The following is a 26,633-nucleotide window of genomic DNA, read 5'->3' on the forward strand; positions in this document are numbered from 1 at the left end:
GATCCAAAGTCCCGGCAGCCGGTATGCCTGAACCATAAGTCTTTGTGTCCACCAAATTCAGTACAGTAAAAATTAGTCGCCGGCGAGTAATTTTCTGGGATTGTCTTGAAAAATCGTCCGCAAGTGCTTTTCGATCACGCTAGTTGTTAAAGGAGGAATGCGGTCATCCCAGCGTTTAGCAGCCTGCTGGTCAATCTCAGCCGCCCATTTCGTTGAGTCACCGACAACTTCTTTTATCTGCTCACGAAACAGCCACAGGCCAAATTTCAGTACTTCCAACTGCTTTTTAGAATGCACCTCAGTGTTCCCGTGCGTGGGCTTGGCAGGGGAGGCAACATCTTTACCTAATCTTAATACGGCAGCTTTCGGCAACGGCCGTCCCTCGCTCATGCGTGATATTTCGCTAGCTGGAACAAAGAGCTGCTCAATGGTAGTCTTGGGGGGATCGTCACCCAGTTCGTCTATTGCCTCCCACACCCCGTTTATCGCCGCCTCTCGTAGCTGGGCCTGAAAGAAAGGGCTGAAAAGATCCGGAATGCCATCATCTACCGCACTGCCACGATGATCTTGCCCTCCATCCTCGCCTAGCTCTGCATCGCCGTCTGATCCGCCATCCTCAGTCAACGGCCCGCTCAACCTAGATTGAGCTGAAAATTCTTTTCGCGCTACATCTGGCGCATAAAACCGCGTGGGAATAGCGTAGCCAACAGCTTCTATCACGCTCAAGGTGGAGGGCGGCAGTATGACGCGATCCGCCGGACCGAACTCATAAACAGCTGGGGAGTCAAAGCCAATCAGTCCGAATCGATCCTGGTCTGTCGGCCACATGAAACGTCCTTTAGCAAGTATCGGAGCGACCAACGAAATCTTGCCTAGCGCACCGATATGCAGAAGGTCGTCAGGCGTACATCCAAGCATTTCCGCTGCCCTAGCAATTCTAAAGTACCGAACCTCGCTGAGAATTGGCAAATCAGCAACGGAGGGTGAGACGGATGCCGGCTGTTTCTGGTGATTTTCCATTTACTTTACTCTCGTCACATGGCCCACAAGGATTGTCAATTCTGTACAAGTTAGCTTACCCAGTTGTACAAGTTATTCCCCCACTCTACAGCACCGTAAGCGCTGGCGGTAGAGCTGGAAATGGGCTCATCCCGAGCGGTCATAGCAGCACAGCCCGTATTGGGCTGTGCTGCTATGACGTTATCGCTTACAGCGTGACAGGCTCCACCCTCAACTTCAAAAATCCACTTTAAGGACTTACTATGCAACAAAGCGTTTCCCCATTAGAGCACCTTACCGCATTCGCAATTGTGTTCGCGGCAGGCGTTTTGACAGCAGCTAGTTTTGCAGCATACATCGAGCAGGTACGGCGTCAGGCCGTTCGGGACCATTGCAAGCGGACAGTATCCGAACATAGTTCATCCGATCTGATGCCACCAAGTAAGAGCATCACGGGATGACACGCCATTGCCCGAAATGTGGTTCGGATCGCATTGCGACCAAGGGCTACGCAAGAAGGCTGCTATGCACTGTGGGCGCGGTTGCCGGTGCCGTTAACGGTGCGGCAGGTGCGGAGATTGGCATCGCGACTGGAATGCTTGCCGGCCCATCTGGTGCCGTCGTAGGCGGCGTAACAGGCGCAATCGTCGGTGCCTTTGTCGGTGCTGCTGCTGGTGGAGCCGTTGGTGCTGCCTTGGGCGAAATTATCGACGATAATATCCTCAACGATTTCGTTTGCTTAACATGCGACCTCAACTTCGGCAAAACAACCGGTCCAGTCCCAGTAGAATCGTTTTACGAACAGCAGTGAACTATATTGGCAGTGAGGAAGCAATACCGGAGCAAAATTATTTTGTTGGTACTTTTGATGGTACGTTTAGCATTTTCCATCGATTTTCATAGGGAAATGTGATTCCAGTCGGGGACCATCGCCGCCCGCGCGCGCCACTCGGCGCCCGCCTTCGCCCTTCCCGCTCCGCCTTCCCGCTCTTCCTTCCCTTCGCTCCTCCCCCTGCGCCGACCCATGATCCAGCCGCGCCCGCCCAGCCAGGGACACGTTTTCCGTGCGGCGGGGCCCGCCAAGCCGCAGCCGGCCGTGCTTTTGTTTGTAAAATGCCACCAAGAAATATCTTGCAATTGGAAAAGAATTCGGTATAATTTGTTTCACAACAGCAAAATATCTTCTCAGGGTTAGTTACAGCCACTTGCCAAAAGGACTGTAATGAGAATTCGTACCGCACGCTTTCAATCTTTCTTTGTAGCAGTAAACCTACTACTTTCGACCACTTTCACACTCGCTCCCGTCCCCGCGCACGCGGCGACCGATTTCGCGGCCACCACCGGTTTCGGCACGTTTTACAAGCCGTTCGCGCCCGATTCCCCATGGAATAAACGGCCGATCAATCCCGTGCTGCGCGCCGGCGAAATCAAAAAGCCGCTGTACAACCCGACCTGGATCCCGGTCGTCGACGACGGTGCGCTGTCGCTGCGTGTTTTCCTCGCCAAGGCCAGCGATCCGGCCGTCACCATCTATGGCAAGCCCGGCACCGCCGGAGTGGGCGATCCCGATACCGGCTTTTACCGCACCATCACCGTGCCGCGCTGGCCGGCCGACGTGGTGCCGGCCAGCGGCGCCGACGGCCACGCCGACGTGGTCGACACCGTCACCGGTATCGTCCATTCCTTCTACCAGCTCAAATATGCCGATGGCAAATGGACTGCTGGCATGTACTCGTGGACCCGCATCGACGGTCGCGGCTTTGGCGAGGGCGGCCACTGGAGCCAGGGCGCGCGCGCCAGCGGCGTGCCCAATATGGGAGGCCTGATCCGCATCCACGAGATCGACGACGGCGAGCCCTTCTACCGCCACGCGCTGGCCATGACCTTGCCGCGCCACACGCTCTCGGGCGGCGCCACGGAACCGTCCTACATCCGGCCAGCCACCAGTACCGACAGCAACGCCGCCCTGAACACGGGCAGCATCCCGATCGGCGCGCTGATCATGCTGCCGTCGTGGTTCGACACCAATCAGCTCAGTTCGCCGAAATTGCGCAAGATCGCCGCCACCCTGAAACTGTGGGGCGCTTATGTGGTCGATAGCAATTACGATACCGCATACGGCATCCACGTAGAAAATGGCGCCAACTTCGCCCTGATGCCCGGCGGCACGTGGGATACCAAGGTGGTGGCGGACCTTGAGCTGATCCGCGCCGCGCTGCGCCAGGTCGCCAGCGCCCAACAGTGGCTCGACGGCAATGTTGTCACGCGCAACAAAGAAGCACCGATGGAGTTGCTGTCGATGCGCGGCACGTGGCTCATTTACCAGACCAGCACCAAGGGTCCGGGCAGCTTCGACACCTGGAGCCAGGCGCTGGTGTTCCCGTACATGGCCAGCAAGGTCACCTTGATCAACTACAACAACGAAGTGAGCAAGGTGGCCTGGGCCAAGCCGGTGCCGGGCGGGCGCGTGCGCTTCGAATCGCAGTCCACCGGCGGCGCCTCGATCCGACTGCAGGTCAATGTGGGCGGCAAGGTGGTGTTCGATAGCGGCTTCCTCGAAAACGGCGCGGCGGCCACCTTCAACTGGCCGACGGCCGCCGCCGGGCAGGTGACGGTCACGTTGCTGGCCGAATGCGGCGTCAAGCAGGCCTCCTCCACCCGGGGCGTGCTGACCAACGTGTTCTAGCCGCGTTGTCCCGCCGCGCCTTGCGCGGCGGCCGGGAACGCCAGGCCGACGCGGCGCGTTACCGCGCGAAACGCGAAGAAGTCGGCAAACTGATGGCCAAACCGTGTAAGATATCAATATCTGTTAAGTATACGACAGCAACAATATTGACAGCGGCCCATGCGCACCGCGGATGGGCCGCCCGAATCTTTGCTCCACGGAGTTCCCATCTTGAAATTTGTCCCTGAAGTAAATGGCATGCGCGCCCTTGCCGTGGTCGCGGTCGTCCTGTTCCACCTGGAACTGCCGTGGATTCCCGGCGGCTTCGTCGGCGTCGACGTGTTCTTCGTCATCTCGGGCTATCTGATCACCTCCATCATCGGCGCCGAGCTGGCCCGCGACCACTTCTCGTTCCGCGTGTTCTACGGCCGGCGCATGATGCGCATCCTGCCGGCGCTGTACGTGGTCTCGATCGCCACCGCGCTGATGTTCTCGCTGCTGTTCCCGCCGCAATTGTCAGGCGAACTGCTCAAATCAATGGTGGCGGGCCTGCTGTCGTTCTCCAACCTATGGTTCTATTTCACGGTCGATTATTTCGCCGACAACGTCACCCAGCCGACGCTGCACTACTGGTCGCTGGCAGTGGAGGAACAGTTTTACCTGGTGCTGCCGTTGCTATATTGGGCGCTGTGGCGCGCCGGCGGCGCCCGCCTGGCGCTGCGCGTGTTCGCGCTGCTCTTGGTCGTGTCGCTGGCGTGGGCCTGCTGGGTGGTCGGCGCCGAGCGCTCGGCAGCGTTCTTCCTGCCGTGGCTGCGCGCCTGGGAACTGCTGGCCGGCTCGCTGTTGTCGCTGGCGCCGCTGCAACGGTGGTCGCCGCGGCTCAAGCGCTGGCTGGCCGAGGCGGGGCTGGCCATGGTGGTGCTGGCGATTTTCCTCTACAACAGCAAGATGGTTTTTCCCGGTTACAACGCCGTACTGCCGGTGCTCGGCACGGTCATGATGATCGCCGGCGCCGGCGCCGGCGGCCTCGCCAACGGCCTGCTGCGTTCGCCCCCCGCCCAATGGCTGGGTAAAATTTCCTACTCGCTCTACCTGGTCCACTGGCCGCTGATCTGTTTGGTGTCGCTGGTGTTCGCGCTCACGTTCAAGTTCAAGCTGCTGGTCATTGCGGCGAGTCTGCTGACGGCATGGCTGTGCTGGAAATGGGTCGAAGCGCCGTTCCGCCGTCCGGTCACCGAAGCGAACAGCGGCAAGGTTACGCGCGTCACGCTGACCGCCACCGCCGCCTGCGCGGCGCTGTTCGTGGTGTTCAACCTGGGCGGCACGCGCCTGTGGCAACAATACCCGCAGGCTATCGCGTACACCCAGCCGAGCCACGCCGACACCACGTTCTTCAACCGCGACACGTGCTTCCTGACATCCCAGTCGAACGCGCTGAGCTTCTATCGCAAGGACCTGTGCCTGACGCCTGCCACCGACCGCCCCAACGTGCTGGTGATCGGGGACAGCCACGCCGCCAACATCGTCGAAGCGCTCAAGCTGGAGGCGCCGGGCGCCCACGTGATGCAGGCCACGGCGGTCGGCTGCAAGCCCACCCTCGAGCCGGTCGGCGAGAGGCGCTGCACCGATCTGGTCCGCTATATCTATAACGACTGGCTGCCGCGCCACAAGGGCGTCGCCGCGCGCATCATCATCGCAGGCCGCTGGGACAGCGCCGACGGCGCCGCCCTGGCCGCCACGCTGGCCTACCTCCGTGGGCTGGACCAGAAGGCGACGGTCTACGGTCCGGTGCCCGAATACTTGGTGCCGGCGCCGCTGATCCTGGCCTACGAGCAGTTCTCCAAAATGCCGTTGCGCGCCTGGCTGGTCAAGACCGACCGCCGCGCCGTCGACACCGCGTTCGCCGAGCGCTTCGGTCCGGCCGCGTACTTCTCGCCGTACCGCAACCTGTGCCCGGCCAGCGGCTGCGTGATGGAACGCAATGGCGTGCCGCTGTTCTTCGACCGCGACCATTTGACGCCGCAGGGCGCGCGGCTGGCGGTGAAAGGCCTGGACACGGAGCCTTCCGGGGCCGCTGTCGCCACGCAGGCGCCGGCCAGCACCGCGGCCGCCGCCATGAAGGCCTTGCAACACTGAACACCGCGCGGCGGATGCGCGCCCCTGGCGAGCGCCCGCCGGCGCGTCACGGCACGATCGCCGTGACTTCGATCTCGACCCGGGCGCGGTCCTCGACCAGCCCGGCCACCTGTACCGCCGTCATCGCCGGGTAGTGCGCGCCGATGACGGCGCGGTACGCCGCCCCCACCTCCTTGTAGGCGGCCACATACTCCTTGCGGTCGATCACGTACCACGTCATGCGCACGATGTGCTCGGGCCGCGCGTTGGCCTCGGCCAGCACGGCGACGATGTTTTCCAGCGCCTGGCGCGCCTGGCCGGCGAAATCGTCGGTATGGAACACGCCCTGCCCGTCCCACCCGATCATGCCGCTGACGCACACCGTGCGGCCGCTGGCGGCCACGCCGTTCGAATAGCCGCGCGGTTTGGCCCAGTGCGGCGGTTGAAGTATCTCCATCATGCGTCCTTGTCGGTCTGCTCGCGCAGCAGCTCGCGCGCGATGATCAATTGCTGCACCTCGGTGGCGCCCTCGTAGATGCGCAGCGCGCGGATCTCGCGGTACAGGCGCTCGACCGGCTGCCCGCTGACCACGCCGAGGCCGCCGAACATCTGCAGCGCCGCGTCGATAACCTGCTGCGCCGTCTCGGTGGCCGTCATCTTGGCCATCGCCGCTTCCTTGGTGACCTTTGTCCCCTGGTCGCGCTGCCACGCGGCGCGGTAGGTCAGCAAGGCGGCGGCGTCGACGCCGGTCGCCATCTGCGCCAGCCTGGCCTGCGTCAGCTGGAAGTCCGACAGCATCTGGCCGAACATCGGCCGCTGCATGGCGTGGGCCAGCGCCTCGTCGAGCGAGCGCCTTGCGAAGCCCAGCGCGGCGGCGGCCACCGAGGTGCGGAACACGTCGAGCGTGGCCATCGCCACCTTGAAGCCCTGCCCCGCCTCGCCGATGCGGCTGGCGGCCGGGACGCGGCAGCCGTTGAACACCAGGCGCGCCAGCGGATGCGGCGCGATCACCTGGATGCGCTCGGCGATCTCGAAGCCCGGCGCGCCGGCATCGACGATGAAGGCGCTGATGCCGCGCGCGCCTGGCTGCTCGCCGGTGCGGGCGAACACCACGTAGAAGTCGGCGATGCCGCCGTTGGAGATCCAGGTCTTTTCGCCGTCGAGCACATAGTGGTCGCCATCGCGCACTGCGGCGCATTGCATGGCGGCGACGTCGGAGCCGGCCTGTGGCTCCGACAGCGCGAAGGCGGCGATGGCCTCGCCGCGCGCCACGCGCGGCAGGTAGCCCCCGCGCTGCGCGGCGCTGCCGTGCAGGCTGATGGCGCCGGCGCCCAGCCCCTGCATGGCGAAGGCGAAATCGGCCAGGCCGTCGTGGCGCGCCAGGGTCTCGCGGATCAGGCAGATGGCGCGGGTGTCGATGACGTCGGCCTCGCCGCCGTGCGCGGCGCCGGCGACCGCGTGCCGCAGCCAGCCGCCCTCGCCCAGTTGGCGCACCAGCCGGCGGCAGGCGCCGTCGACGTCGGCGTCGTGATGCTGACCGACGTGGCGCGCGGCCCATGCCTCCAGCCGCTGTTCCAGCGCCGCGTGGCGCTCCTCGAAAAACGGCCACGCCAGATAGGTTTTGTCGGTCATTCTCTAATCGCCTTCGAATTCGGGTTTTTGCTTCGCCACGAAGGCGTGGTAGGCGCGGTGGAAGTCGTTGGTCGCCATGCAGATGGCCTGCGCCTGCGCCTCCGCCTCGATGGCCTGGTCGACGCCCATGTTCCACTCCTGCTGCAGCATGGTCTTGGTCATGCCGTGCGCGAAGGTCGGACCATCGGCCAGCCCTTGCGCGAAGGCGCGGGCGGCTTCCGCCAGTTCCTCCGGCGCCTTGAGGCTGTTGAAAAATCCCCAGCGCTCCGCCTCCGCGCCGGACATCGAGCGCCCGGTGTACAGCAGTTCGGCGGCGCGGCCCTGGCCGATCACGCGCGGCAGCAGCGCGCAGGCGCCCATGTCGCAACCGGCCAGGCCCACGCGGGTGAACAGGAAGGCGGTCTTGCTGCGCTCCGTGCCGATGCGGATGTCGGACGCCAGCGCCAGCATCGCGCCGGCGCCGGCGCAGATGCCGTCGATCGCCGCCACGATGGGCTGCGGGCAGGCCAGCATGGCTTTCACCAAATCGCCGGTCATGCGGGTGAAGGCCAGCAGGCCTGGCATATCGAGCTTGGTCAGCGGGCCGATGATGTCGTGCACGTCGCCGCCGGAGCAGAAGTTCTCGCCGGCGCCGGTGATCACCACGGCCTTGATGTCGTCCGCCCGCGCCAGCGCGCGGAACAGGTCGCGCAGCTCGGCGTAGGAGTCGAAGGTCAGCGGATTTTTGCGGTCCGGCCGGTTCAGCGTCAGCGTCGCCACGCCGCCGTGGGCGTCGAACAGAAAATGGCTGGCGCGGTACCCTGCAAGCGTGGCGCGGTTGCCGGGCAGCTGGTGGGCATCGCCTTGAAGATATCGCATGGGTTTTCCTTAATTCTTGTTCCTATTTTCCGTCGGCGTTGCGGTCAGCGGAGTACAGATGCTGCTTCATCTGCGACAGCAGGTCGATCAGCTGGCCCTTGTCGGCGCCGGACATGTCCTGCAGCAGTTCGGCGATCCAGCCCTCGTGCACTTCGGCCATCTCGGTGAAGGCGCGGCGTCCCTCCGCCGTCAGCTTGACGCTGTAGGCGCGGCCGTCCCTGGGATCGGGCACGCGCACCACCAGCTTTTCCTGTTCCAGCTGGTCGGTGATGCCGGTGATGTTACCGCCGGTGACCATCATCCGCTTCGACAGCTCGCCCATGCGCAGTCCGTGCGGATAACGCTCCAGCTGCGCCATCAGGTCGAAGCGCGGCAAGGTGATGCCGAAGGTCGCGCGCAGCCGGGTGCGGATTTCGGTTTCGATCTTGACGGTGCACGACAACATGCGCAGCCAAAGCTTGAGCGACTGGTGGTGGTCCTGCGTCAGGCGGCTGGCCAGGTCGAGCACCGGCTCCGCGTCCGTCGCTTGTTCGTCCGGTGCGGACGGATCTTCGTCTGGTTTTTCTCGATCGTTGTCGGATAGGGGCATAGCGTCCTTGTACGTCACATGACTTCACCGCCGGCGACGGCGATGGACTGTCCATTCATGGCGGCCGATTCGGCCAGGCATAGCCAGGCTACGGCGTTGGCCACTTCGGCGCTTTGCACCAGCCGCTTTTGCGGATTGCCGGCAGCCAGTTCGGCGCGGGCCTCGTCTTCGCTGCGGCCGGTCTTGGCGACGATGTTGGCGACGGCGTCGCGCACGATATCGGTCTCAGTATAGCCCGGGCAGACGGCGTTGACGGTCACGCCCTTGGTGGCCACCTCCAGCGCCAGCGCGCGCGTCAGGCCGACCACGCCGTGTTTCGCGGCCGTGTAGGCGGCGGTGTAGCGGTAGCCGGTCAGGCCGGCGGTCGACGCGACGTTGACGATGCGGCCCCATTTCGCCTCCAGCATCGCGGGCAGCGCGGCCTGGGTGCAGTGGAAGGTGCCGGTCAGGTTCACGTCCAGCATGCGTTGCCACAGCGCGGCGCCGGTTTTGCCGAACGGCGCGGCGACGGCTTGGCCGGCATTGTTGACCAGGATATCGATGCGATCGAAGCGCTCGGCGGCGGCGGCGAAACCGGCGCGCACCGAGTCCTCGTCGGCGACGTCCAGCACCTGCGTGGCGATCTCCGCCCCCGGCGGCGACATGGCGCGCATCGACGCCTCGGCGGCGGCCAGCGCGTCGGCGTCGCGGCCGGCCAGCGTCACGCGCGCGCCGCGCGCCAGCAAGGCCTGCGCGCAGGCGGCGCCGATGCCGCGCGAACCGCCCGTGACCAGCGCGTGTTTGCCGGCCAAAGGCAGTGTGCCTTGCGAATTCAATTGGTCGTTCATTCATCCGTCCCGCGTGGTTCAACCTTGTTCGCCGAGGCCAACTGGCGCTCGCGCGCCATATTGCGCTCCATCTGCTGCTTGGCCGGCAAATACTGCCTGGGCCAGCTCACCGCCGTATAACCCAGCTTCGCCGCCTCGCACAGCGTCCACGCCGGATTGGCCAGGTGCGGCCGCCCCACCGCGCACAAATCGGCGCGGCCCGCCGCGATGATGCCGTTGGCATGGTCCGCCTCGAAGATCGAGCCCACCGCGATCGCGCCGATGCCGGCCTCGTTGCGTATCCGGTCCGCGAACGGCGCCTGGAACATGCGCCCGTACACCGGCTTTTCCAGCTTGCTCACCTGCCCCGACGAACAATCGATCATATCGGCGCCGGCGGCCTTGAACAAGCGCGCGATGCGCACCGCGTCGTCCGGCGTGATGCCGCCTTCGACCCAGTCGTGGGCCGAAATGCGCACGCTCATCGGCTTGTGGCGCGGCCACGCGGCGCGCATGGCCGCGAACACCCGCAGCGGATAACGGCAGCGATTTTCCAGGCTGCCGCCATACTCGTCGCCACGCTCGTTGGTCAGCGGCGAGATGAAGGACGACAGCAGATAGCCGTGGGCGCAGTGCAGCTCCACCCAGTCGAAGTCCGCTTCGTCCGCCGCGCGCGTGGCGCGCACGAAATCGTCTTCGATGCGGCTCATGTCGGCCAGGGTCATCGCCCGCGCCGTCTGCGAAACGCCGGCCAGGTACTGCTGCGGCGAGGCCGACACCAGCGGCCAGTTGCCCTTCTCGAGCGGCTGGTCGATGCCGTCCCACATGACGCGGGTCGAACCCTTGGCGCCGGCGTGGCCCAGCTGCACGGCGATGTGCGCGTCGCTGTTCTGGTGGACGAAATCGACAATGCGCCGCCAGGCCTGCGTGTGTTCGGGCGCGTACAGCCCCGGACAGGCCGGCGTGATGCGGGCGTCGGCCGACACGCAGGTCATCTCGGCGAACACCATCGCCGCCCCGCCCATGGCCCGCGCGCCGAGGTGCGCCAGGTGGTAGTCGCCGACAACCCCGTCGACGGCGCTGTACTGCGCCATCGGCGACACCACGATGCGGTTCTTCAGCACCAGCTTGCGCACCTTGAACGGCGTGAACATCGGCGGCACGTGGATTGCGGCGGTGCCGGCCGGCGCCGGCAAGCCCGCCTGTTCAAAGGCGCGCGCCGCGAACCAGTCCTCATAGCCGGCCACATAGGCCGGATCGCGCAGGCGCAGGTTTTCGTGCGACAGCCGCTGGCTGCGCGTCAGCATCGAATAGGCGAATTGCGGCGCCTCCATCGCCGAATAGCGTTCGACGTTCTCGAACCACTCCATCGAGTTGCGCGCCGCGCTTTGCAGCTTGGTCACCTCGACCGCGCGGGCCTCCTGGTAGGCCGCCAGCGCAGTTCCGGCATCTTCGGCCCGCCCGAAGCAGCGCGCCAGCTCGATCGCGTCCTCCAGCGCCAGCTTGGTGCCGGAGCCGATCGAATAATGCGCCGAATGGGCGGCGTCGCCCATCAACACCACCGGCACCCGTTTGCCGCCGGCGTCGTTCCAGTGCACCCACTGGTCGCAGACGATGCGCGGAAACTTGATCCACATGTTCGCCCCTTGCAGGTGGGGTGAATTCGACATCAATTCATGGCCGTCGAGCTGCTCGGCGAACAGCTGTTCGCAATAGGCGATCGCCCTGGCCTGGCTCATTTCCTCCAGTCCGGCCGCGCGCCACACCGATTCCGGCGTCTCGACGATGAAGGTCGATGTCTCGCCGTCGTACTGGTAGATGTGCGCCTGGAACCAGCCATGCGCCGTTTGTTTGAAGGCGAAGGTGAAGGCGTCGAACTTCTTGCGCGTGCCCAGCCAGACAAAGCGGCATTGGCGCGCCTCGATCCGCGGCTGGTAGCTGTCGGGGTAGCGCGTGCGTATGCGGCTGTTCAGGCCATCGGAGGCGATCACCAGATCGGCGCCATGGCGCGCGGCCAGTTCCTGGTCGTCGCGCACCTCGGTCTCGAACACCAGCGACACGCCCAGCTCCTCGCAGCGCTTCTGCAAGATGTTGAGCAGGTGCTTGCGGCCGATGCCGCAAAACCCGTGGCCGCCCGACGTCACCTTGCCGCCTTTGAAGAAGACGTCGATGTCGTCCCAGTGGTTGAATGACCGCAGTATCTCGCGCGCGGTCGGCTCGTCGGCGTTCATCAGGTTACCCAGCGTCTGGTCGGAAAACACCACGCCCCAGCCGAAGGTGTCGTAGGGCCGGTTGCGTTCCACCACGGTGATCTGGTGGGAGGCATTCTGCTTTTTCATCAGCAGGCTGAAATACAGGCCGGCGGGGCCGCCGCCTATGCAAAGGATGTTCATGGATTTTCCGTACGCAGTTTGAAGCGCTGCAGCTTGCCCGTCTCGGTGCGCGGCAGCGCCTTGAGGAAACGGATCGAACGTGGATACTTGTAAGGCGCGATTTGCTGCTTGACGAATTCCTGCAGCTGCGCCGCCAGCTGCGGCGACGGCACGGCGTCCGGCTTGAGCACCACGTGCGCTTCGACGATCTGTCCTCGCTCGTCGTCGGCCCTGCCGATCACGCCGCATTCGGCCACGGCGGGATGGCGCAGCAAGGCGTCCTCCACTTCGGGGCCGGCGATGTTGTAGCCGGCCGAGATGATCATGTCGTCGGTGCGCGAGCGGTAGTAGAAATAGCCGTCGGCGTCCATCTCGTAGGCGTCGCCGGTCAGGTTCCAGCCATTGAGCACGTAATCGCGCTGGCGCGCGTCGGCCAGGTAGCGGCAGCCGGTCGGACCCTTTACCGCCAGCCGACCGATCACGCCGGGACCGACAGGCTGGCCGTCATGATCGAGGACGCAGGCCTGGTAGCCCGGCACCGGCTTGCCGGTGGCGCCGGCGCGCACCTGGCCGTCCGCCGCCGAAATGAAGATGTGCAGCAGCTCCGTCGCGCCGATGCCGTCGATCATTTCCAGGCCGGTGGCGCGGCGCCAGGCCTCGCGCGTGGCCGCGGGCAGCGCCTCGCCGGCCGACACGGTCGCGCGCAGGCTGGCCAGGTCGTGGACGCCGGCCATCTGCGCCATCTGCCGGTAGAACGTCGGCGCCGTGAAGCACACCGTGGCGCGGTATTTTTCCATCGCCTTGAGCAGCGTTTCCGGCGTCAGCTTCTCCAGCAGCACCGCCGCCGCGCCCACCCGCAGCGGAAACAGCAGCAGGCCGCCAAGGCCGAAGGTGAAGGCCAGCGGCGGCGTGCCGATGAAGACATCGCCGGGCCGCGAGCGCAGCACCGAACGCGGGAAGCAATCGCAGACCGCCATCACGTCGCGATGGAAATGCATGGTGCCCTTGGGGATGCCGGTGGTGCCGGAGGTGAAGCTGATCAGGCACACATCGTCTGCCGCCGTGTCGACCGCCTCGAAGCTGGCCGGCTGCGCGGCCATCAGCGCCTCCAGCGGGCTGTCCTCGCCGCCGAACCACAAGGTCTTGTCGCGCACCGCTTGCGGCAAAGGCGGATCGACCGCCTCCAGTTCGGCGCGCAGCGCTTCGGCGCACAGCACCGCGTTGATCTCGGACTTGCCGGCGATGGCGGCCAGCTCGCGCGCGCGCAGCAGCGGCATGGTCGGCACGGCGATGCAGCCGCACTTGATCACCGCCAGGATGCAGGCGGCCATCATGGGATTGTTGGCGCCGCGCAGCAGCACGCGGTTGCCGGCTTCGAGCCCCATCGGCCCGCGCAGCACGTGGGCGATACGGTCGACCCGCTCGCGCAGGCCGGCGTAGGTCCAGCTTCCGTGTTCGCACAGGATCGCGGTGCGGTCATCCAGATCGGCGGCGCCGTTCAGCAACTCGCGGACGCAATTGAGGCGCGGCGGGTAGTGCAGTTCCGGCAGGTCGAAGCGAAGCTCGGGCCACAGCGCGCGCGGCGGCAAGTGATCGCGCGCGAAATGATCCGTGTAAGCGCTGGCTGACGCGCCGGCGGAACTGTCGGTAGGTTGGTTCATGGTCGCCCTGGAATGGCAATGTCGGAGATACTTTAAACCTAAACTATATCAACATCAAGCCAAATATGCGGAACAACCCCGGAGCAAAATCAACACGCGGTCAGGCGGAGGTGCTCTTGCGGACCGATTCGGCCTGTTGATCGACCGCGCGTATCACGTCCGACAGCACCGCCTGAACCGCCTCGTTGGACAAGCGGCCCGGCGCAAAACCCTTCAGCGCGGCGGCGGCGCCGTCCAGGCCCAGGGTCACGCAGCCGGCGTGCAGCCGGTCGATGCGCGCCTGCGCTTCGTGCTGGCCGCCACCGGCGAGCAGCGCTTCGAGATCGCCGCCGGCGGCGGCCAGCTGGTTGTGAAACCCGCTCAGGTACACCAGCAGGCGCTCGGCGTTGATGCCCAGGCGGCGCAATGTCTCCACCGGGTCCTCGGCCTGGTGTCCGGAACCGCTGGCCGCCTGGTCGAGGAAGCCGGCCAGGTGCACGCGCACCTGCTCCGCCTGGAACGGCTTGACGATGTAGCCGGCGGCGCCGGCCTGGGTGGCTTCCTGCAAGGTGTCCTTGTCGGAGGCCGACGTCACCAGCACGAACGGCATGCCCTTCAGGTCTGCATCGCCTTTGACGTGCTGCAGCAACTCCATGCCCGACATATTGGGCATGCGCAGGTCGCAAAAGCAGATAGCAGGCCGCAAGCCGTCCCGCAGCTGCCGCCATGCGTCGGCGCCATCCTCCGCTTCCACGATGTCGAACTTGCCGCAGCTGTCGATCAAATGCATCAACACCATGCGCGAGACGACGTCGTCGTCGACCACCAGAACTTTCATGTCATTCCCTGTGCCTTTGATCCTGCATTATAAACAGGGCATCAATCCCGGTGTCGCCAACTTAAGCGGCTTACAGGGTGCTAGTCGCTCCCGCCTGTTCCAGCAGTATGCGCAGCTTCGGCATGGCATCGGCGATGCGCCGCCAGTCGGCATGGTCGGCGCACAGTTCCAGTTCGCCGCACAGGGCCTGCAGCTCCTGCTCCTCCAGATAGCCGGCGCTGCCCTTCATGCCGTGCAGCAGGCGGCTGGCGGTGTCGCCGTCGCCGCCGGCCAAGGCCTGCTCCAGCTCCGCCAGGCGCAGCGGCGCGTCCTGGTTGAAGGCGTTGCGCAGGCGCGCTTTCAGATCGCCGCCGGCGCCGCTGTGCTGCGCCAGCCTGGCCGGCTCCGAGGCGGCCGGCTCGACGCCGAACATCGCATCCAGTTCCGTCGTGCCGATGGCGGGATGGCGGCGCGGCTCCATGCGCGGCAGGCTCACGCCGCGCTGCAGCTGGCGCTCGATCGCGCGGCTCAGCTGGAAGTGCAGCTTGTCCTCGTCGATCGGCTTGGTGAGGAAATCGTCCATGCCGGCGGCCAGGTAGCGGCTGCGGTCCTCCTCGCTGGCGTTGGCGGTCAGCGCGATGATCATCAGCTCCTGGTCGCGCACCGGCGACGCTTCGGTGCCGCCCGAGCGGATCAGCCGCGTGGCGCTGGCGCCGTCCATCTCCGGCATGCGGCCGTCCATCAGGATCAAATCGTAGCGGGTCAGCGCACAGGCCTTGACCGCCAGCACGCCGTTGGCGGCGATGTCCACCTTGTGCCCCAGGTCCTCGAGCATCATGCGGATGATGATCTGGTTGGTGGGGAAGTCCTCGGCGCACAGCACCTTGAGCTGGTGGCTGTGCGGCTCGCGCGGCACATGCGGCACCAGCGGCGGCGGCACGCCGTTCGCCAGCGGCAGCTCGAACGAAAACACGCTGCCCCGCCCCGGCGTGCTGACGGCGCTGATGCTGCCGCCCATCAGCTCCACCAGTTGGCGGCAGATCGCCAGCCCAAGGCCGGTGCCGCCGTAGCGGCGGGTGGTGGAGGCGTCGGCCTGCTCGAACTGCTGGAACAGGCGCGGGATGGCATCGGCCTCGATGCCGATGCCGGTGTCGGCGACCGAGAAGCGAATGCGGTTGACCGTCCCCTTGCGGCCGGCCCACGCATCCCGGTTTCCGTGCGCATCGTCGGGCAGGCGCTCGATGCGCATCATGACCGACCCGTGCTGGGTGAACTTGAAGGCGTTGCCGACCAGGTTGACCAGCACCTGGCGCAGCCGCGTCGGATCGCCGACGACGAACTGCGGCAGGCCGTCGCCGAACTCCAGGCGGAAGCCGACGCTGTGCGCCGCCGCCTGCTCCTCGAACAGGCCGACCACGTTCTGCACCGCCGCCGACAGCGAGAAGTCGATGTTCTCGATGGTCAGCTTGCCCGCCTCGATCTTGGAGAAGTCCAGCAGGTCGTTGATGATCGACAGCAGCGACTGCGCATTGGCCTGGCCGCGCAGGATCTGCTCGCGGGTGCCGTCCTGCAGCCGGCCGTCGCGCAGCGCGAAGTTCAGCATGCCGATAACGCCGGCCAGCGGGGTGCGCATCTCGTGGCTCATATTGGCCAGGAACTCGGATTTCTGCCGGGTCGCGTCCTCCGCCTTCCGCTTGGCCAGGCGCAGGCGCTCGTCGTTGTCCTGCAAGGCGCGGTTGGCCAGCGCCAGCTCCTCGGTGTGCAGGCGCACCTGCTTTTCCTGCAGCAGCAGCTGGTCCTGGGTCTGGCGCAACGTCTGCAGCGCTTCCTCCAGCTGCTGGTAGGCGCGCGCGTTTTCCAGCCCCGCCACCGCGTGCGACGCCAGCGTCTGCAGGATGTCCATGTGCACCCGCTGGTAGCTGTCCTTTTGCGTGCTCTGTACGCAAATCAGGCCGACCACCCTGTCGCCGGCGATCAGCGGCGCGTACAAGGTGGACTGCGCGGCGGCCAGCTGCACGCCATCCTCGCGCACGCACAGCATCACCGACTCCAGTCCGGAATCGTCCATGTAGTCGCGGTACTCGGCGCGCATGTCGTTGATGAAAATCGGCTGGCGGTGGGTGACGCACCACACTGCCAGCTGGTTCGGATCATCGAGCCGCCGCTGGTAGGGCCGCGTGCGCACGCCGCCCTCGATCGCGAACGGGAAATCGATCACGCCGTCGTCCTCGCGCACGAAGCCGATGCCGAAGATCTGGGCGCTCATCAGATGATGCACGTGGCGGTACAGCGTCAGCATCGACGTTTCCATGTCCAGGGTGGCGCTCAACTCCCGACCCAGCTCGCTCAGCACCGAGATGTTGCGGTGCGCCTGCTCGACGTTTTCCTTCTGCAGCTCGACTTCCTTCTTCTGCCGTTCGGTGTCGAGGCGGCGCTGTTCGGCCTCGGCGCGCTGGGCTTCGGCCTCCAGCCGGCGCAGCTCCAGCTCCTGCTTCTGCTGCTGCAGCAGCAGGTTCTTATGCTCGACTTCCGCCGTGCGCGAGCCGACCAGCTGCTCGAGCCGCTGCTGCTGGCGGCGCAGGCTGCGCACGCGCGCGTGGTAGGCCGCGTAGGCGGCGCTCAGCAACAGGAACGCGATCACGCTGCGGAACCACCAGGTTTTCCAGAACGGCGGCAGGATGGTGATTGCCAGCGTGGCCGCGTTGTCGTTCCAGATGCCGTCCTTGTTGGCGGCCTTGACGCGGAAGGTGTAGGTGCCCGGATCGAGATTGGTGTAGGTGGCGAAGCGCTTGGTGGCGTCGGTCACCACCCAGTCCTCGTCGAAGCCTTGCAGCTGATAGGCGAAGCGGTTGCGCTGGGGCGCGGCATAGTGCAGCGCCGCGAACTCCAGCGAGAACACCGAATCGTTCTCGCTCAGGGTCAGCGCGCTGGTGTGCTCGATGGCGGTTGTCAGCACCTTCGGATGGTCGCCCTGCCCGGCTTTGAGCGACTTGTTAAAGATCTGGAAGTCGGTGATCGCCACCGTCGGCGCCACGCTGTTTTCGCGCACGTCCCCGGGCGAAAAGGCCGTGATGCCGTTAAAGCCGCCGAAGTACAGCGTGCCGTCCGGCGTGCGCAGCGCGGCGCCGTCGAAGTAGGCGCCCTCGATGGTGCCGTCGGCGCCGCTGTAATTGCGCACCAGGCCAGAATCGATGTTCAGCCGCGACAAGCCGCTGTTGGTGCTCAGCCAAAGGTTGCCGGCGTTGTCGGGCAGGATGGAGGCGATGGCGTCGTCGGCGATGCCGTCCTTGCGCAGGTAGCGCCGAAAGCGGATGCTGCCGTCCGAGGCCACGTCCATCCGGTTCAGGCCCGCCGCCGTGCCGACCCAGATCGTGCCGCGCGCGTCCTCGTACAGGCAGTGCACCTCGTCGTGACTGAGGCTGGACGGATCGCCGGCGTCGCGGCGGAAGTGGCGGAAGCGCCCCGTCTTGCGGTCCAGCAGATCGAGGCCGTTGAAGGTGCCCACCCATAGCTGGCCGCGGCGGTCCTCCAGGATCGGCCGCACCACGTTGTCGGCCAGGCTGTTTCCGTCGGCCGGGTTGTGGCGGAAGGTGCGCACGTCCATGGTGCGTGGATCGAGCCGGTGCAGGCCGCCCCGGCTCGCGACCCACAGCATGCCGCCGCGGTCGGCGACGATGTTGCGCACCGTGTCGCTGCCGACGTCCGCGCTCATGAACGACACCGCGCGGATCGCGCCGGTGGCCGGATTGAGGTAGTTGACGCCGGCCCGTCCGCCGATCCACAGGTTGCCGTTTTTTTCGCGCAGCAGCGCGGTGACCTGGTCGTCGCTCAGGCTATTGGGGTCGCGCGGATCGTGGCGCCACACCCGGCTCTCGCCGGTGACGGGATCGTACAGGTTCAAGCCGCCGCCGCTGCCCAGCCACAGCTTGGCGCCGCCCTCGGCGACGATCGCCCGCACCTTGTTGTCGGACACGGAGTTGAGCATGTCGGACTGGCGCACGATGCGCGCGAAACCGCCGCTGCCCATGTCGACGCGACTGACGCCATCGTTCCAGGTGCCGACCCAGAAGGTGCCGACGCGGTCGCGGAACAAGGCCGATATCTGGTTGTCCGCCACGCTGTGGCTGTCGCTGAACTGGTGGCGGTACTGCGTCAGCCGGTTCTCCGCCGGCAGCCAGCGGAACAAGCCGTCGGCCTGGGTGCCGACCCAGATCTGGTTTTCGACATCCTCGTACAAGGTGGTGACGCTGACCCCGGGGTTGATGCCTTCGCGCGCGCCCAGCCGGCGGCGCTGCGGCTCGACCCCGAGCAGGCGCCATTGTTCCAGTCCGCCCATGGTGCCGATCCACAGCGTCTGCGCGCTGTCGACCTGCAGCGACAGCACGGCGTTAAAGCGGCTGTCGCCGCCGGCGTCCATCGTGTAGTGGCGGAAGTGCGCCGCGCCCGGCGCCAGCATATCGAGGCCGGTGGCGGTGGCCACCCACAGCCGCCCGGCGGCGTCGCGCGCCAGCGCGTTGACCTGGTCGTTGGCCAGGCTGCCCGCATCGGCCGCGTCGTGGTGCCAGCTGGTAAAGCGCCTGGTGGAGGGGTTGAAGTGGTGCAGGCCGTCGGCGCTGCCCACCCACAGGCCGCCCAGGCCATCGTCGACGATGGCGCGCACGTGGCGGTTGCCGTTGCCGCGCTGCCCCGGTTCCTGCGGCGCGAAATGGGTGAAACGGCGCGTGGCCGGATCGAACAGATCCAGGCCGCCGTCGGTGCCCACCCACATGCGGCCGGTGCCGTCGACGTGCAGCACCCGCACCCAGTTGTCGACCAGGCTATTGGGGTCGGAGACGGCGCTCTTGTAGGTGACGGTGCGGTAGCCGTCGAAGCGGGTCAGGCCGGCCTGGGTGCCGAGCCAGATGAAGCCCTGCGTGTCCTGGGCGATGGCCAGCACCGATTCCTGCGCCAGCCCGTTCTCGACGCCGAGCTGCTCGAAACGCAGGGTGCGCGGCGGCGCGCCGGCCCATGCGGCGGCCATGCCGAGTCCCCACAGCAGCAGGACCGGCACCAGCAAGTGTGCGAACAAGCGTCGAAATTGGCGTCTAAAACACGGCAAAACGGTCCCGCAGTCGGTGGTCAGGATTCAAATTCAGGATTCAAAGAAGGCCAGCACGTCCTCTTTACGCGCCTGGGTGTCGCGCTGACCGAGGCGGATCAACTCGCAAGTATAAGTCGATTCGAACAATAAATACGAGGCCAATGCGGCGCCGCGCGTTTCGGTCGCGCCGATTCCCGACAACATGGTGCGTATCGGCGCCGGCAAACTGGCGATATGGCGGCTGGCGATATCGTCGAGCCGTTCGGAAGGCGCGATCACCAGCAGCTTGACCGGCTTGAGGGGAGTTTGTTCGAGCAGCTCCGGCGGCAGCATCGACAAGGTCTTGTTGACGCGCTCGAGGCGCTCGATGTCGACCGCCAGCGAATCGAGGAAGATCGACGACATCGCGTGGCCGGCGATCTGCGCCAGGCTGGGATAGCGCGCCGAACTTTTTTCGGCGGCGCTGCGCGTCGGCTCGGTCAGGCGCCCCGCCCCCACCACCAGCACCTTGCTGGCGCCGAGGTGGATCGCCGGCGAGATCGGCGCCAGCTGGCGCATCGAGCCGTCGCCGCAATACTCGCGGTGGCCGCCCATGTACAGCGGCGTGGCCGGGAAGATGAACGGGATCGCCGACGACGCCAGCAGGTGCTCGACGCCGATCTGGTCCTGCAGCGCCACGCGCTGCATGCGTATCCACGGCGCGATGTCGGCGGCGGTCTGGTAGAACGTCAGGTGGTTGCCGGCGGTGTAGGACGAGGCGGTGACGGCCAGCGCGTGCAGCAGGCCCTCGGACAGCGCCGCGTCGAGGCGCGGCAGGTCGAGCATGCGGTGCAGCAGGCCGACCAGCGGCGTGTTGTCGAGCAGGGACGCCGGCGGCGCGGCGCGCCATTTGCGCAGCAGCCAGCCGAACGACAGCAACGACAGCCAGCGCGCGCCGGAGCGGATCACGCCCAGCGAATCGGCGCGGTAGACCTGTTCGACCTCGATATGCTGCCAGACGTCGAGCAGTTTTTGCACGCCCTCGCCGAAGTTATCGGCGCGGCAGGCCAGCGCGGTGGCGTTGATCGCGCCGGCCGAGGTGCCGCAAATGATGTCGAAAGGATTACGCGCCGGAGGCCAGCCCGCCTCCCATAGTATCTCCGAGATCGCCTGTAGAACGCCGACCTGGTAGGCCGCGCGGGCGCCGCCTCCCGTCAGGATCAAGCCTGTTTTCTTTTGAATTCCCATGCGCCAAGGTTAGCAGGGTATGCAGCGTTTGGGGAAGGCGCCTGCGGCTTTTCGGCGACGTTTGCCACAAACTCAATCCCCCAGCACAATCCCCTCGCGGCGCGGATCGGCGCCGCCGAACCACTGCGCCTTGCCGTCGACGACGCGGCGCTGGATGCCCTGCAGGCCCGAGTTTTGATCCCCCTCGCGCACCTGATGGCCGCGCGCCTTGAGCTCCTCGATCACCGCCGGCGCCACCCGCTTCGCCTCGATCTCGGTGGGTCCGTTGCGGCTGCCCATGTTCGGCAGGCTGATGGCCTGCTGCACGTCGAGCTTCCAGTCCAGCGTCCCGACCAGCACCTTGGCCACGTAATTGATGATGGCCGAGCCGCCGGGCGAACCGGTGGCCAGCACCAGCCGGTGCGTGCCTTTGTCGAACACCAGGGTCGGCGACATCGCGCTGCGCGGGCGTTTGCCGGCCTGCACCCGGTTGGCGATCGGGCCGTCGGCGTCCTGCGAATCGAACGAGAAGTCGGTCAGCTGGTTATTGAGCATGAAACCGTCGACCATCTGGCGTGCGCCAAAGGCGTCTTCGACCGAGGTGGTCATCGACAGCCCGCCGCCGAAGGCGTCGACCGCCACGAAGTGCGACGTCGATGGCTTGTCGATCGCGGTGTCGGCGCCCCACGCCACCTGCATGGTGGCCGGCGTGCCGTAGTTGGCGCGGCCCATCGAGCGCTCGCCGATCAGCGACGCGCGCTGCGACAGGTAGGCCTTGTCCAGCATGGCGCTGACGCCCTTGCCCGGCAGCGGCACGAAATCGGTGTCGGCCACGTAGCGGTTGCGGTCCGCATAGGCCAGCCTGCCCGCTTCCGAGAACAGGTGGATGGCTTCGGCGGTCGGCATGCCGTCGACCGGTTTGTACGGGCTGATGTCCTTGACCTCCAGGATGCCCAGCATCTGGGCGATGGCGATGCCGCCGGACGACGGCGGCGGCGCGCCGCACACGGTCCACGCCTTGTAGTCGCTGCAGACCGGCGCGCGCTCCTTGGCCTGGTAACCGGCGATGTCGGCGGCGGTCAGCTTGCCCGGATTGGTCGGATGCGAGGCCACCTTGGCGGCGATGTCGCGCGCGATGCGGCCTTTGTAAAAGGCGTCGGCGCCGCCGGCGGCGATCTCGCGCAGGGTGCGCGCCAGTTCCGGGTTTTTCAGAAGGTAGCCGACGGGGCGCGGCTTGCCGTCGTCGTCGAAGAAGTATTTTTTGGCGACCGGATCGCGGGCGAGGTAGCGGTCGTAGGAAATCAGCGCGTTCAGGCGCGGGCTGACGGCGAAGCCCTCCTCGGCCAGCTTGATGGCCGGCGCGAACAGGGTTTTCCACGGCAGCTTGCCATGCTGCTTGTGCGCCAGCTCCAGCATGCGCAGCACGCCGGGCGCGCCCACCGAACGGCCGCCGATCACGCCGATCTCGCGCGAGACAGCCTTGCCGTCGGCGTCCTGGAACAGGTGTTCGTCGGCCGACGCGGGCGCGGTTTCGCGGCCGTCATACGACTGCACCCGTTTGCCGTCCGAGTAAAGCATGAAGGAGCCGCCGCCGATGCCGGACGATTGCGGCTCGACCAGTGTCAGTACCAGCTGGGTGGCGACGGCCGCGTCGATCGCCGAACCGCCCTGCTTCAGCATCTGGTAGCCGGCCTGCGTGGCCAGCGGGTTGGCCGCGGCGACCATGAATTTTTGCGAGGACTTGCCGGCCTTCTCAGCGTAGCCGGTGGCGATTTCCGGCGCCGCGTCCGGCGTCGCGCGTTGCGCGTAAACCGGCGCGTGCAAAACGGCCAGCAAAGGTATGGCCAGTGCGGCGCTGCGCGCCAGTGTCTTCAAACGAATCATGGGCTCTCCAAATAGAGGGCGCGCCTGCCGGGAAAGGCTCCCTTAGCCGCGCCCGATCATTCTGGCATCCTACACGAAATCGTTTAAACCGTTTTACTTGGCTTGCATGCGGATAGCGCCGTCGAGGCGGATGGTCTCGCCGTTCAGCATCGTATTCTCGATGATGGCCTTGGCCAGATGGGCGTATTCATGCGGCTTCCCAAGGCGCGGCGGGAACGGCACCATGGCGCCGAGCGCGTCGCGCACCTCGGCGGGCATGCCCATCAACATCGGCGTCTCGAAGATGCCCGGCGCGATGGCCATCACGCGGATGCCGCTGCGGGCCAGGTCGCGCGCCATCGGCAGGGTCAATCCGGCGACGGCGGCTTTGGACGACGCGTAGGCGGCCTGCCCCATCTGGCCGTCGAAGGCCGCCACCGAGGCGGTATTGATGATGACGCCGCGCTCGCCGGTATCGATGGCGGCGTTCCTGGCCATCGCCTCGGCCGCCAGACGCGCCATGTTGAAGGTGCCGACCAGGTTGATATTGATGGTGCGCTGGAACAGTTCGAGCGGATGGGCGCCGTCCTTGCCGACGGTCTTGGCGGCCGGCGCGATGCCGGCGCAGTTGACCAGGCCGCGCAAGGTGCCCAGCGCCACGGCCGCCGCGACCGCGCGGACCGCATCGGCCTCGGCGGTCACGTCGGTCTGGACGAAGACGCCACCCAGTTCGGCCGCCAACGCTTGGCCGGGCTCGGCCTGCACATCGGCCAGCACGACCTTGCCGCCGGCCTCGACGATCATGCGCGCCGTCGCCGCGCCCAGTCCGGAGGCGCCGCCGGTGATGAGGAATACATTGTCCTGGATCTGCATAAATCTCCCTGTACGAATGACGTTTACGTAAACGTCAATCATAACCGATTACAGCGCCAAATCCCACCCACGTCCGGGGGTCAGTGCCGACATTCGTACACGAACCGGACCACATCACGGTTGAGCTCGTGTCCGAATGTCGGCACTGACCCTACGGTGGGTACGTCAAGGCCCAGGCCGTGTAGAAATGGCGGACCTGACCCTGGAGTGTCAGCACTGCAACCAGGCGCCGTTTCGTTGGCACATTTTGCCGGCCGGTGTGATCGTGGTGTTGCCAGCGCCGGTGTTGTGACGCGCGCCGCTGGGGTCGTAGCAGCCGCCGGCGGTGCAGCCGATCGCGGGAATCGGGTTTCCGGGCGGTTGCATCAGCGTTTCGATCGGGGTGGACGGCTGCGGCTTGGGCATGGCGACCTGCGGCGCGAGCTTGTTGCTCGGCATCGGCTGTATCGTCAGCGGCACCGGCCGGCGCGGCATCGGCGCGGCGGCCGGCGCCGTGCGGCAAGGCTCCTCCGCGAGCCGCTTGCCGTCTTCGCTGAGCTTGCAGACGGGAAGCTTGGCGTAGGCGTCCTCACTCATCTTCGCCGCCCGGGGCGTGTCACCCCAGGCATTGGCGCAAAGTAACGATCCAAGGAAAAACGCCGCCGTCAACGCGGCTGGTTTGAGAGAGTTCATTTCATCACCTTCCAAGTGCTGTTACCTGTTTATATTATTAGCAGGCATGGCGGCGCACGAAAGGCCCTGAAACAATTCGTAACTTCTGGCGCCCGCTTACCTGGCCGGCGCCGGTTCGGAGGCCGGCGGCGGCGGTGGCGGCATGCCCGGCGCCAGCGGCGCGCCTTCCGTCAACGGGGAGGCCGGGCGTGGCGGCGGCGGCGCGTCTTCAGGCAAGGCCCGCACCGGCGCCGGCGCGTGCGCGGCCATCACCGGCGCGCTCACCGCCAGCCAGCCCGAGGCCGGCAGCAAGGGCACCAGCAGCAAGGCGACGATGTTGATGATCTTGATCAGCGGATTGACCGCCGGGCCGGCGGTATCCTTGTACGGGTCGCCGACCGTGTCGCCGGTCACCGCCGCCTTGTGCGCCTCCGAGCCCTTGCCGCCGAAGTGGCCGTCCTCGATGTATTTCTTGGCGTTGTCCCAGGCGCCGCCGCCGGTGGTCATCGAGATGGCGACGAACAGGCCGGTGACGATGGTGCCCATCAGCATGCCGCCCAGTGCGGCCGATCCCAGCAGCATGCCGACCACCACCGGCACCACCACCGGCAACAGCGACGGCACGATCATTTCCTTGATGGCCGAGGCGGTCAGCATGTCGACCGCCTTGTCGTACTTCGGCTTGCCGGTGCCGTCCATGATGCCCTTGATGTCGCGGAACTGGCGGCGCACCTCCACCACCACCGCGCCGGCCGCCCGCCCCACCGCTTCCATCGCCATTGCGGCGAACAGGTAGGGAATCAGGCCGCCGATGATCAGGCCGACGATCACCATCGGATTGGACAGGTCGAAGGTGATGCTCTTGCCGGCCGATTCGAGCGCGTGCGTGTAGTCGGCGAACAGCACCAGCGCGGCGAGCCCGGCCGAGCCGATGGCGTAGCCCTTGGTGACGGCCTTGGTGGTGTTGCCCACCGCGTCGAGCGGGTCGGTGATGGCGCGCACCGATTCCGGCATGCCGGCCATTTCGGCGATGCCGCCGGCGTTGTCGGTGATCGGGCCGTAGGCGTCGAGCGCGACGACGATGCCTGCCATCGACAGCATCGAGGTGGCGGCGATCGCCACGCCATACAGTTGCCCCAGCTGGTAGGAGACCAAAATCGCCGCGCACACGGCCAGCACCGGCCAGGCGGTCGACTTCATCGACACACCCAGCCCGGCGATGATATTGGTGCCGTGGCCGGTGGTGGAGGCCTCGGCGATATGTTTGACGGGATAGAAATCGGTGCCGGTGTAGTACTCGGTGATGTAAACCATCAGCCCGGTCAGCACGATGCCGACCACGGTGCAGCCGAGCATGCGCATGCGCATCGCCTCGTCCGGCCAGACCTGCCACGTGACGACCGCGAAGCCGATCAGCGACAGCCCGGCGGCCCACCACAGGCCGGTGTACAGCGCCGACATGATCTTCTTGCCCGGCTTGGCCTTGACCATCGAGCAGCCGATGATGGAGGCGATGATGGAGACCGCCCCCAGCAGCAGCGGATAGACCACCGCCGTGCTCGACGTGGTCATCAACAGCGCGCCCAGCAGCATGGTGGCGATCAAGGTGACGACGTAGGTTTCAAACAGATCGGCGGCCATGCCGGCACAATCGCCGACGTTGTCGCCGACGTTGTCCGCGATCACGGCCGGGTTGCGCGGGTCGTCCTCGGGGATGCCGGCCTCGACCTTGCCGACCAGGTCGGCGCCGACGTCCGCGCCTTTGGTGAAGATGCCGCCGCCGAGCCGCGCGAAGATCGAGATCAGCGAGGCGCCGAACGCCAGCCCGATCAGCGGTTCGATGACCTTGTGCAAATTAGACCCGAGCTCGGCGGGCAAGCCAGCGATCAGGTACATATAAAACAGCACCACGCCCAGCAGGCCGAGGCCGACCACCAGCATGCCGGTGATGGCGCCGCCTTTGAAGGCGACGTCGAGCGCCTCGTTCATGCCCTTGGAGGCGGCCTGCGCGGTGCGCACGTTGGCGCGCACCGAGACGTTCATGCCGATGAAGCCGCACGCGCCGGACAGCACCGCGCCGATCAGGAAGCCGATCGCGGTATTAATATCGAGTAATACGCCGATGAGGATGAGCAGCACCACGCCGACAATGCCGATGGTGCGGTACTGGCGCGCCAGGTAGGCGGCGGCGCCTTGCTGAATCGCCAGGGATATTTCCTGCATGCGCGGGTTGCCCGCGTCCTGGCGCAAAATCCAACTACGTGACCATAAACCGTAAACCACGGCGATAACGCCGCAACCGACTGCTAACCAAAGACTGGCTGCCATAGATGTCCCCTTATTTTTATTGAACGAGCCTACAAACCACACTTCAGTAGCTGTCCGGTGGGGACAGCCGACTAACCTGCGAACTGCAAAACGTCAAATCGGGAGGGCATCCAGCCTTAAAAAAAAAGCGGACACTCGG

Annotated in this window: 18 protein-coding genes; 3 read left to right on the plus strand and 15 right to left on the minus strand. The window is 66.0% G+C overall.

What is annotated here, in order from left to right; all coding sequences use genetic code 11:
• Positions 1-72: 72 nt before the first annotated feature.
• Positions 73-1,020 (minus strand): hypothetical protein, encoded by a 948-nt coding sequence (locus NHH73_23610; GenBank protein USX25539.1) that lies wholly within the window; start codon positions 1,018-1,020, stop codon positions 73-75.
• A 436-nt stretch (positions 1,021-1,456) separates the two neighbouring features.
• Between NHH73_23610 and NHH73_23615 the strand changes: the two genes are divergently transcribed.
• The 3 genes from NHH73_23615 to NHH73_23625 all read left to right on the plus strand — a co-directional run bounded on the left by NHH73_23615 (position 1,457) and on the right by NHH73_23625 (position 5,800).
• On the plus strand, positions 1,457-1,810 hold the full coding sequence (locus NHH73_23615) for a hypothetical protein (GenBank protein ID USX25540.1): 354 nt from the start codon (positions 1,457-1,459) through the stop codon (positions 1,808-1,810).
• A 411-nt stretch (positions 1,811-2,221) separates the two neighbouring features.
• Positions 2,222-3,685 carry an Atrophin-1 multi-domain protein gene (locus NHH73_23620; GenBank protein ID USX25541.1) on the plus strand — a complete coding sequence of 488 codons (1,464 nt, stop codon included), beginning with the start codon at positions 2,222-2,224 and terminating at the stop codon, positions 3,683-3,685.
• Between the two features lie 237 nt (positions 3,686-3,922).
• A complete protein-coding gene (locus tag NHH73_23625; GenBank protein USX25542.1) occupies positions 3,923-5,800 on the plus strand; it encodes an acyltransferase in 1,878 nt (625 codons plus the stop codon).
• Between the two features lie 46 nt (positions 5,801-5,846).
• On the opposite strand, the gene NHH73_23630 is transcribed toward NHH73_23625, so the two are convergent.
• From NHH73_23630 to NHH73_23695, 14 genes are all read right to left on the minus strand, one after another.
• Positions 5,847-6,236, minus strand: coding sequence for a RidA family protein (locus tag NHH73_23630; protein ID USX25543.1), 390 nt, complete (start codon positions 6,234-6,236; stop codon positions 5,847-5,849).
• Positions 6,236-7,411, minus strand: a complete 1,176-nt coding sequence (locus NHH73_23635; protein USX25544.1) for an acyl-CoA dehydrogenase family protein — start codon at positions 7,409-7,411, stop codon at positions 6,236-6,238. The genes NHH73_23630 and NHH73_23635 overlap by 1 nt, the downstream gene beginning before the upstream one ends.
• A gap of 3 nt (positions 7,412-7,414) precedes the next feature.
• Positions 7,415-8,269, minus strand: a complete 855-nt coding sequence (locus tag NHH73_23640; GenBank protein USX25545.1) for an enoyl-CoA hydratase family protein — start codon at positions 8,267-8,269, stop codon at positions 7,415-7,417.
• Between the two features lie 22 nt (positions 8,270-8,291).
• Positions 8,292-8,858, minus strand: coding sequence for a MarR family transcriptional regulator (locus NHH73_23645; GenBank protein ID USX25546.1), 567 nt, complete (start codon positions 8,856-8,858; stop codon positions 8,292-8,294).
• A 14-nt stretch (positions 8,859-8,872) separates the two neighbouring features.
• Entirely contained in the window at positions 8,873-9,685 is an 813-nt protein-coding gene (locus tag NHH73_23650; GenBank protein ID USX25547.1) for an SDR family oxidoreductase, read from the minus strand.
• Positions 9,682-12,057 carry a bifunctional salicylyl-CoA 5-hydroxylase/oxidoreductase gene (locus NHH73_23655; GenBank protein USX25548.1) on the minus strand — a complete coding sequence of 792 codons (2,376 nt, stop codon included), beginning with the start codon at positions 12,055-12,057 and terminating at the stop codon, positions 9,682-9,684. Before NHH73_23655 ends, NHH73_23650 begins: the two co-directional genes overlap by 4 nt.
• Positions 12,054-13,697 (minus strand): AMP-binding protein, encoded by a 1,644-nt coding sequence (locus NHH73_23660; GenBank protein USX25549.1) that lies wholly within the window; start codon positions 13,695-13,697, stop codon positions 12,054-12,056. Before NHH73_23660 ends, NHH73_23655 begins: the two co-directional genes overlap by 4 nt.
• 100 nt (positions 13,698-13,797) lie before the next feature.
• Positions 13,798-14,514 carry a response regulator gene (locus NHH73_23665; GenBank protein ID USX25550.1) on the minus strand — a complete coding sequence of 239 codons (717 nt, stop codon included), beginning with the start codon at positions 14,512-14,514 and terminating at the stop codon, positions 13,798-13,800.
• Between the two features lie 70 nt (positions 14,515-14,584).
• Positions 14,585-19,513, minus strand: a complete 4,929-nt coding sequence (locus tag NHH73_23670; protein USX29686.1) for an ATP-binding protein — start codon at positions 19,511-19,513, stop codon at positions 14,585-14,587.
• Positions 19,514-19,624: 111 nt separating this feature from the next.
• Entirely contained in the window at positions 19,625-20,800 is a 1,176-nt protein-coding gene (locus tag NHH73_23675) for a patatin-like phospholipase family protein (protein USX25551.1), read from the minus strand.
• Between the two features lie 72 nt (positions 20,801-20,872).
• Positions 20,873-22,663: a gamma-glutamyltransferase gene (gene ggt / locus NHH73_23680; GenBank protein USX25552.1), complete on the minus strand. Its 1,791-nt coding sequence runs from the start codon at positions 22,661-22,663 to the stop codon at positions 20,873-20,875.
• Positions 22,664-22,756: 93 nt separating this feature from the next.
• Complete coding sequence (locus NHH73_23685) at positions 22,757-23,515, minus strand: SDR family NAD(P)-dependent oxidoreductase (protein ID USX25553.1); 759 nt, start codon at positions 23,513-23,515, stop codon at positions 22,757-22,759.
• A 210-nt stretch (positions 23,516-23,725) separates the two neighbouring features.
• Positions 23,726-24,187 (minus strand): hypothetical protein, encoded by a 462-nt coding sequence (locus tag NHH73_23690; protein USX25554.1) that lies wholly within the window; start codon positions 24,185-24,187, stop codon positions 23,726-23,728.
• Between the two features lie 96 nt (positions 24,188-24,283).
• A complete protein-coding gene (locus tag NHH73_23695; GenBank protein ID USX25555.1) occupies positions 24,284-26,494 on the minus strand; it encodes a sodium-translocating pyrophosphatase in 2,211 nt (736 codons plus the stop codon).
• Between the last annotated feature and the right edge of the window lie 139 nt (positions 26,495-26,633).

It is taken from the genome of Oxalobacteraceae bacterium OTU3CINTB1 (assembly GCA_024123955.1).
GTDB lineage: Bacteria > Pseudomonadota > Gammaproteobacteria > Burkholderiales > Burkholderiaceae_D > Rugamonas.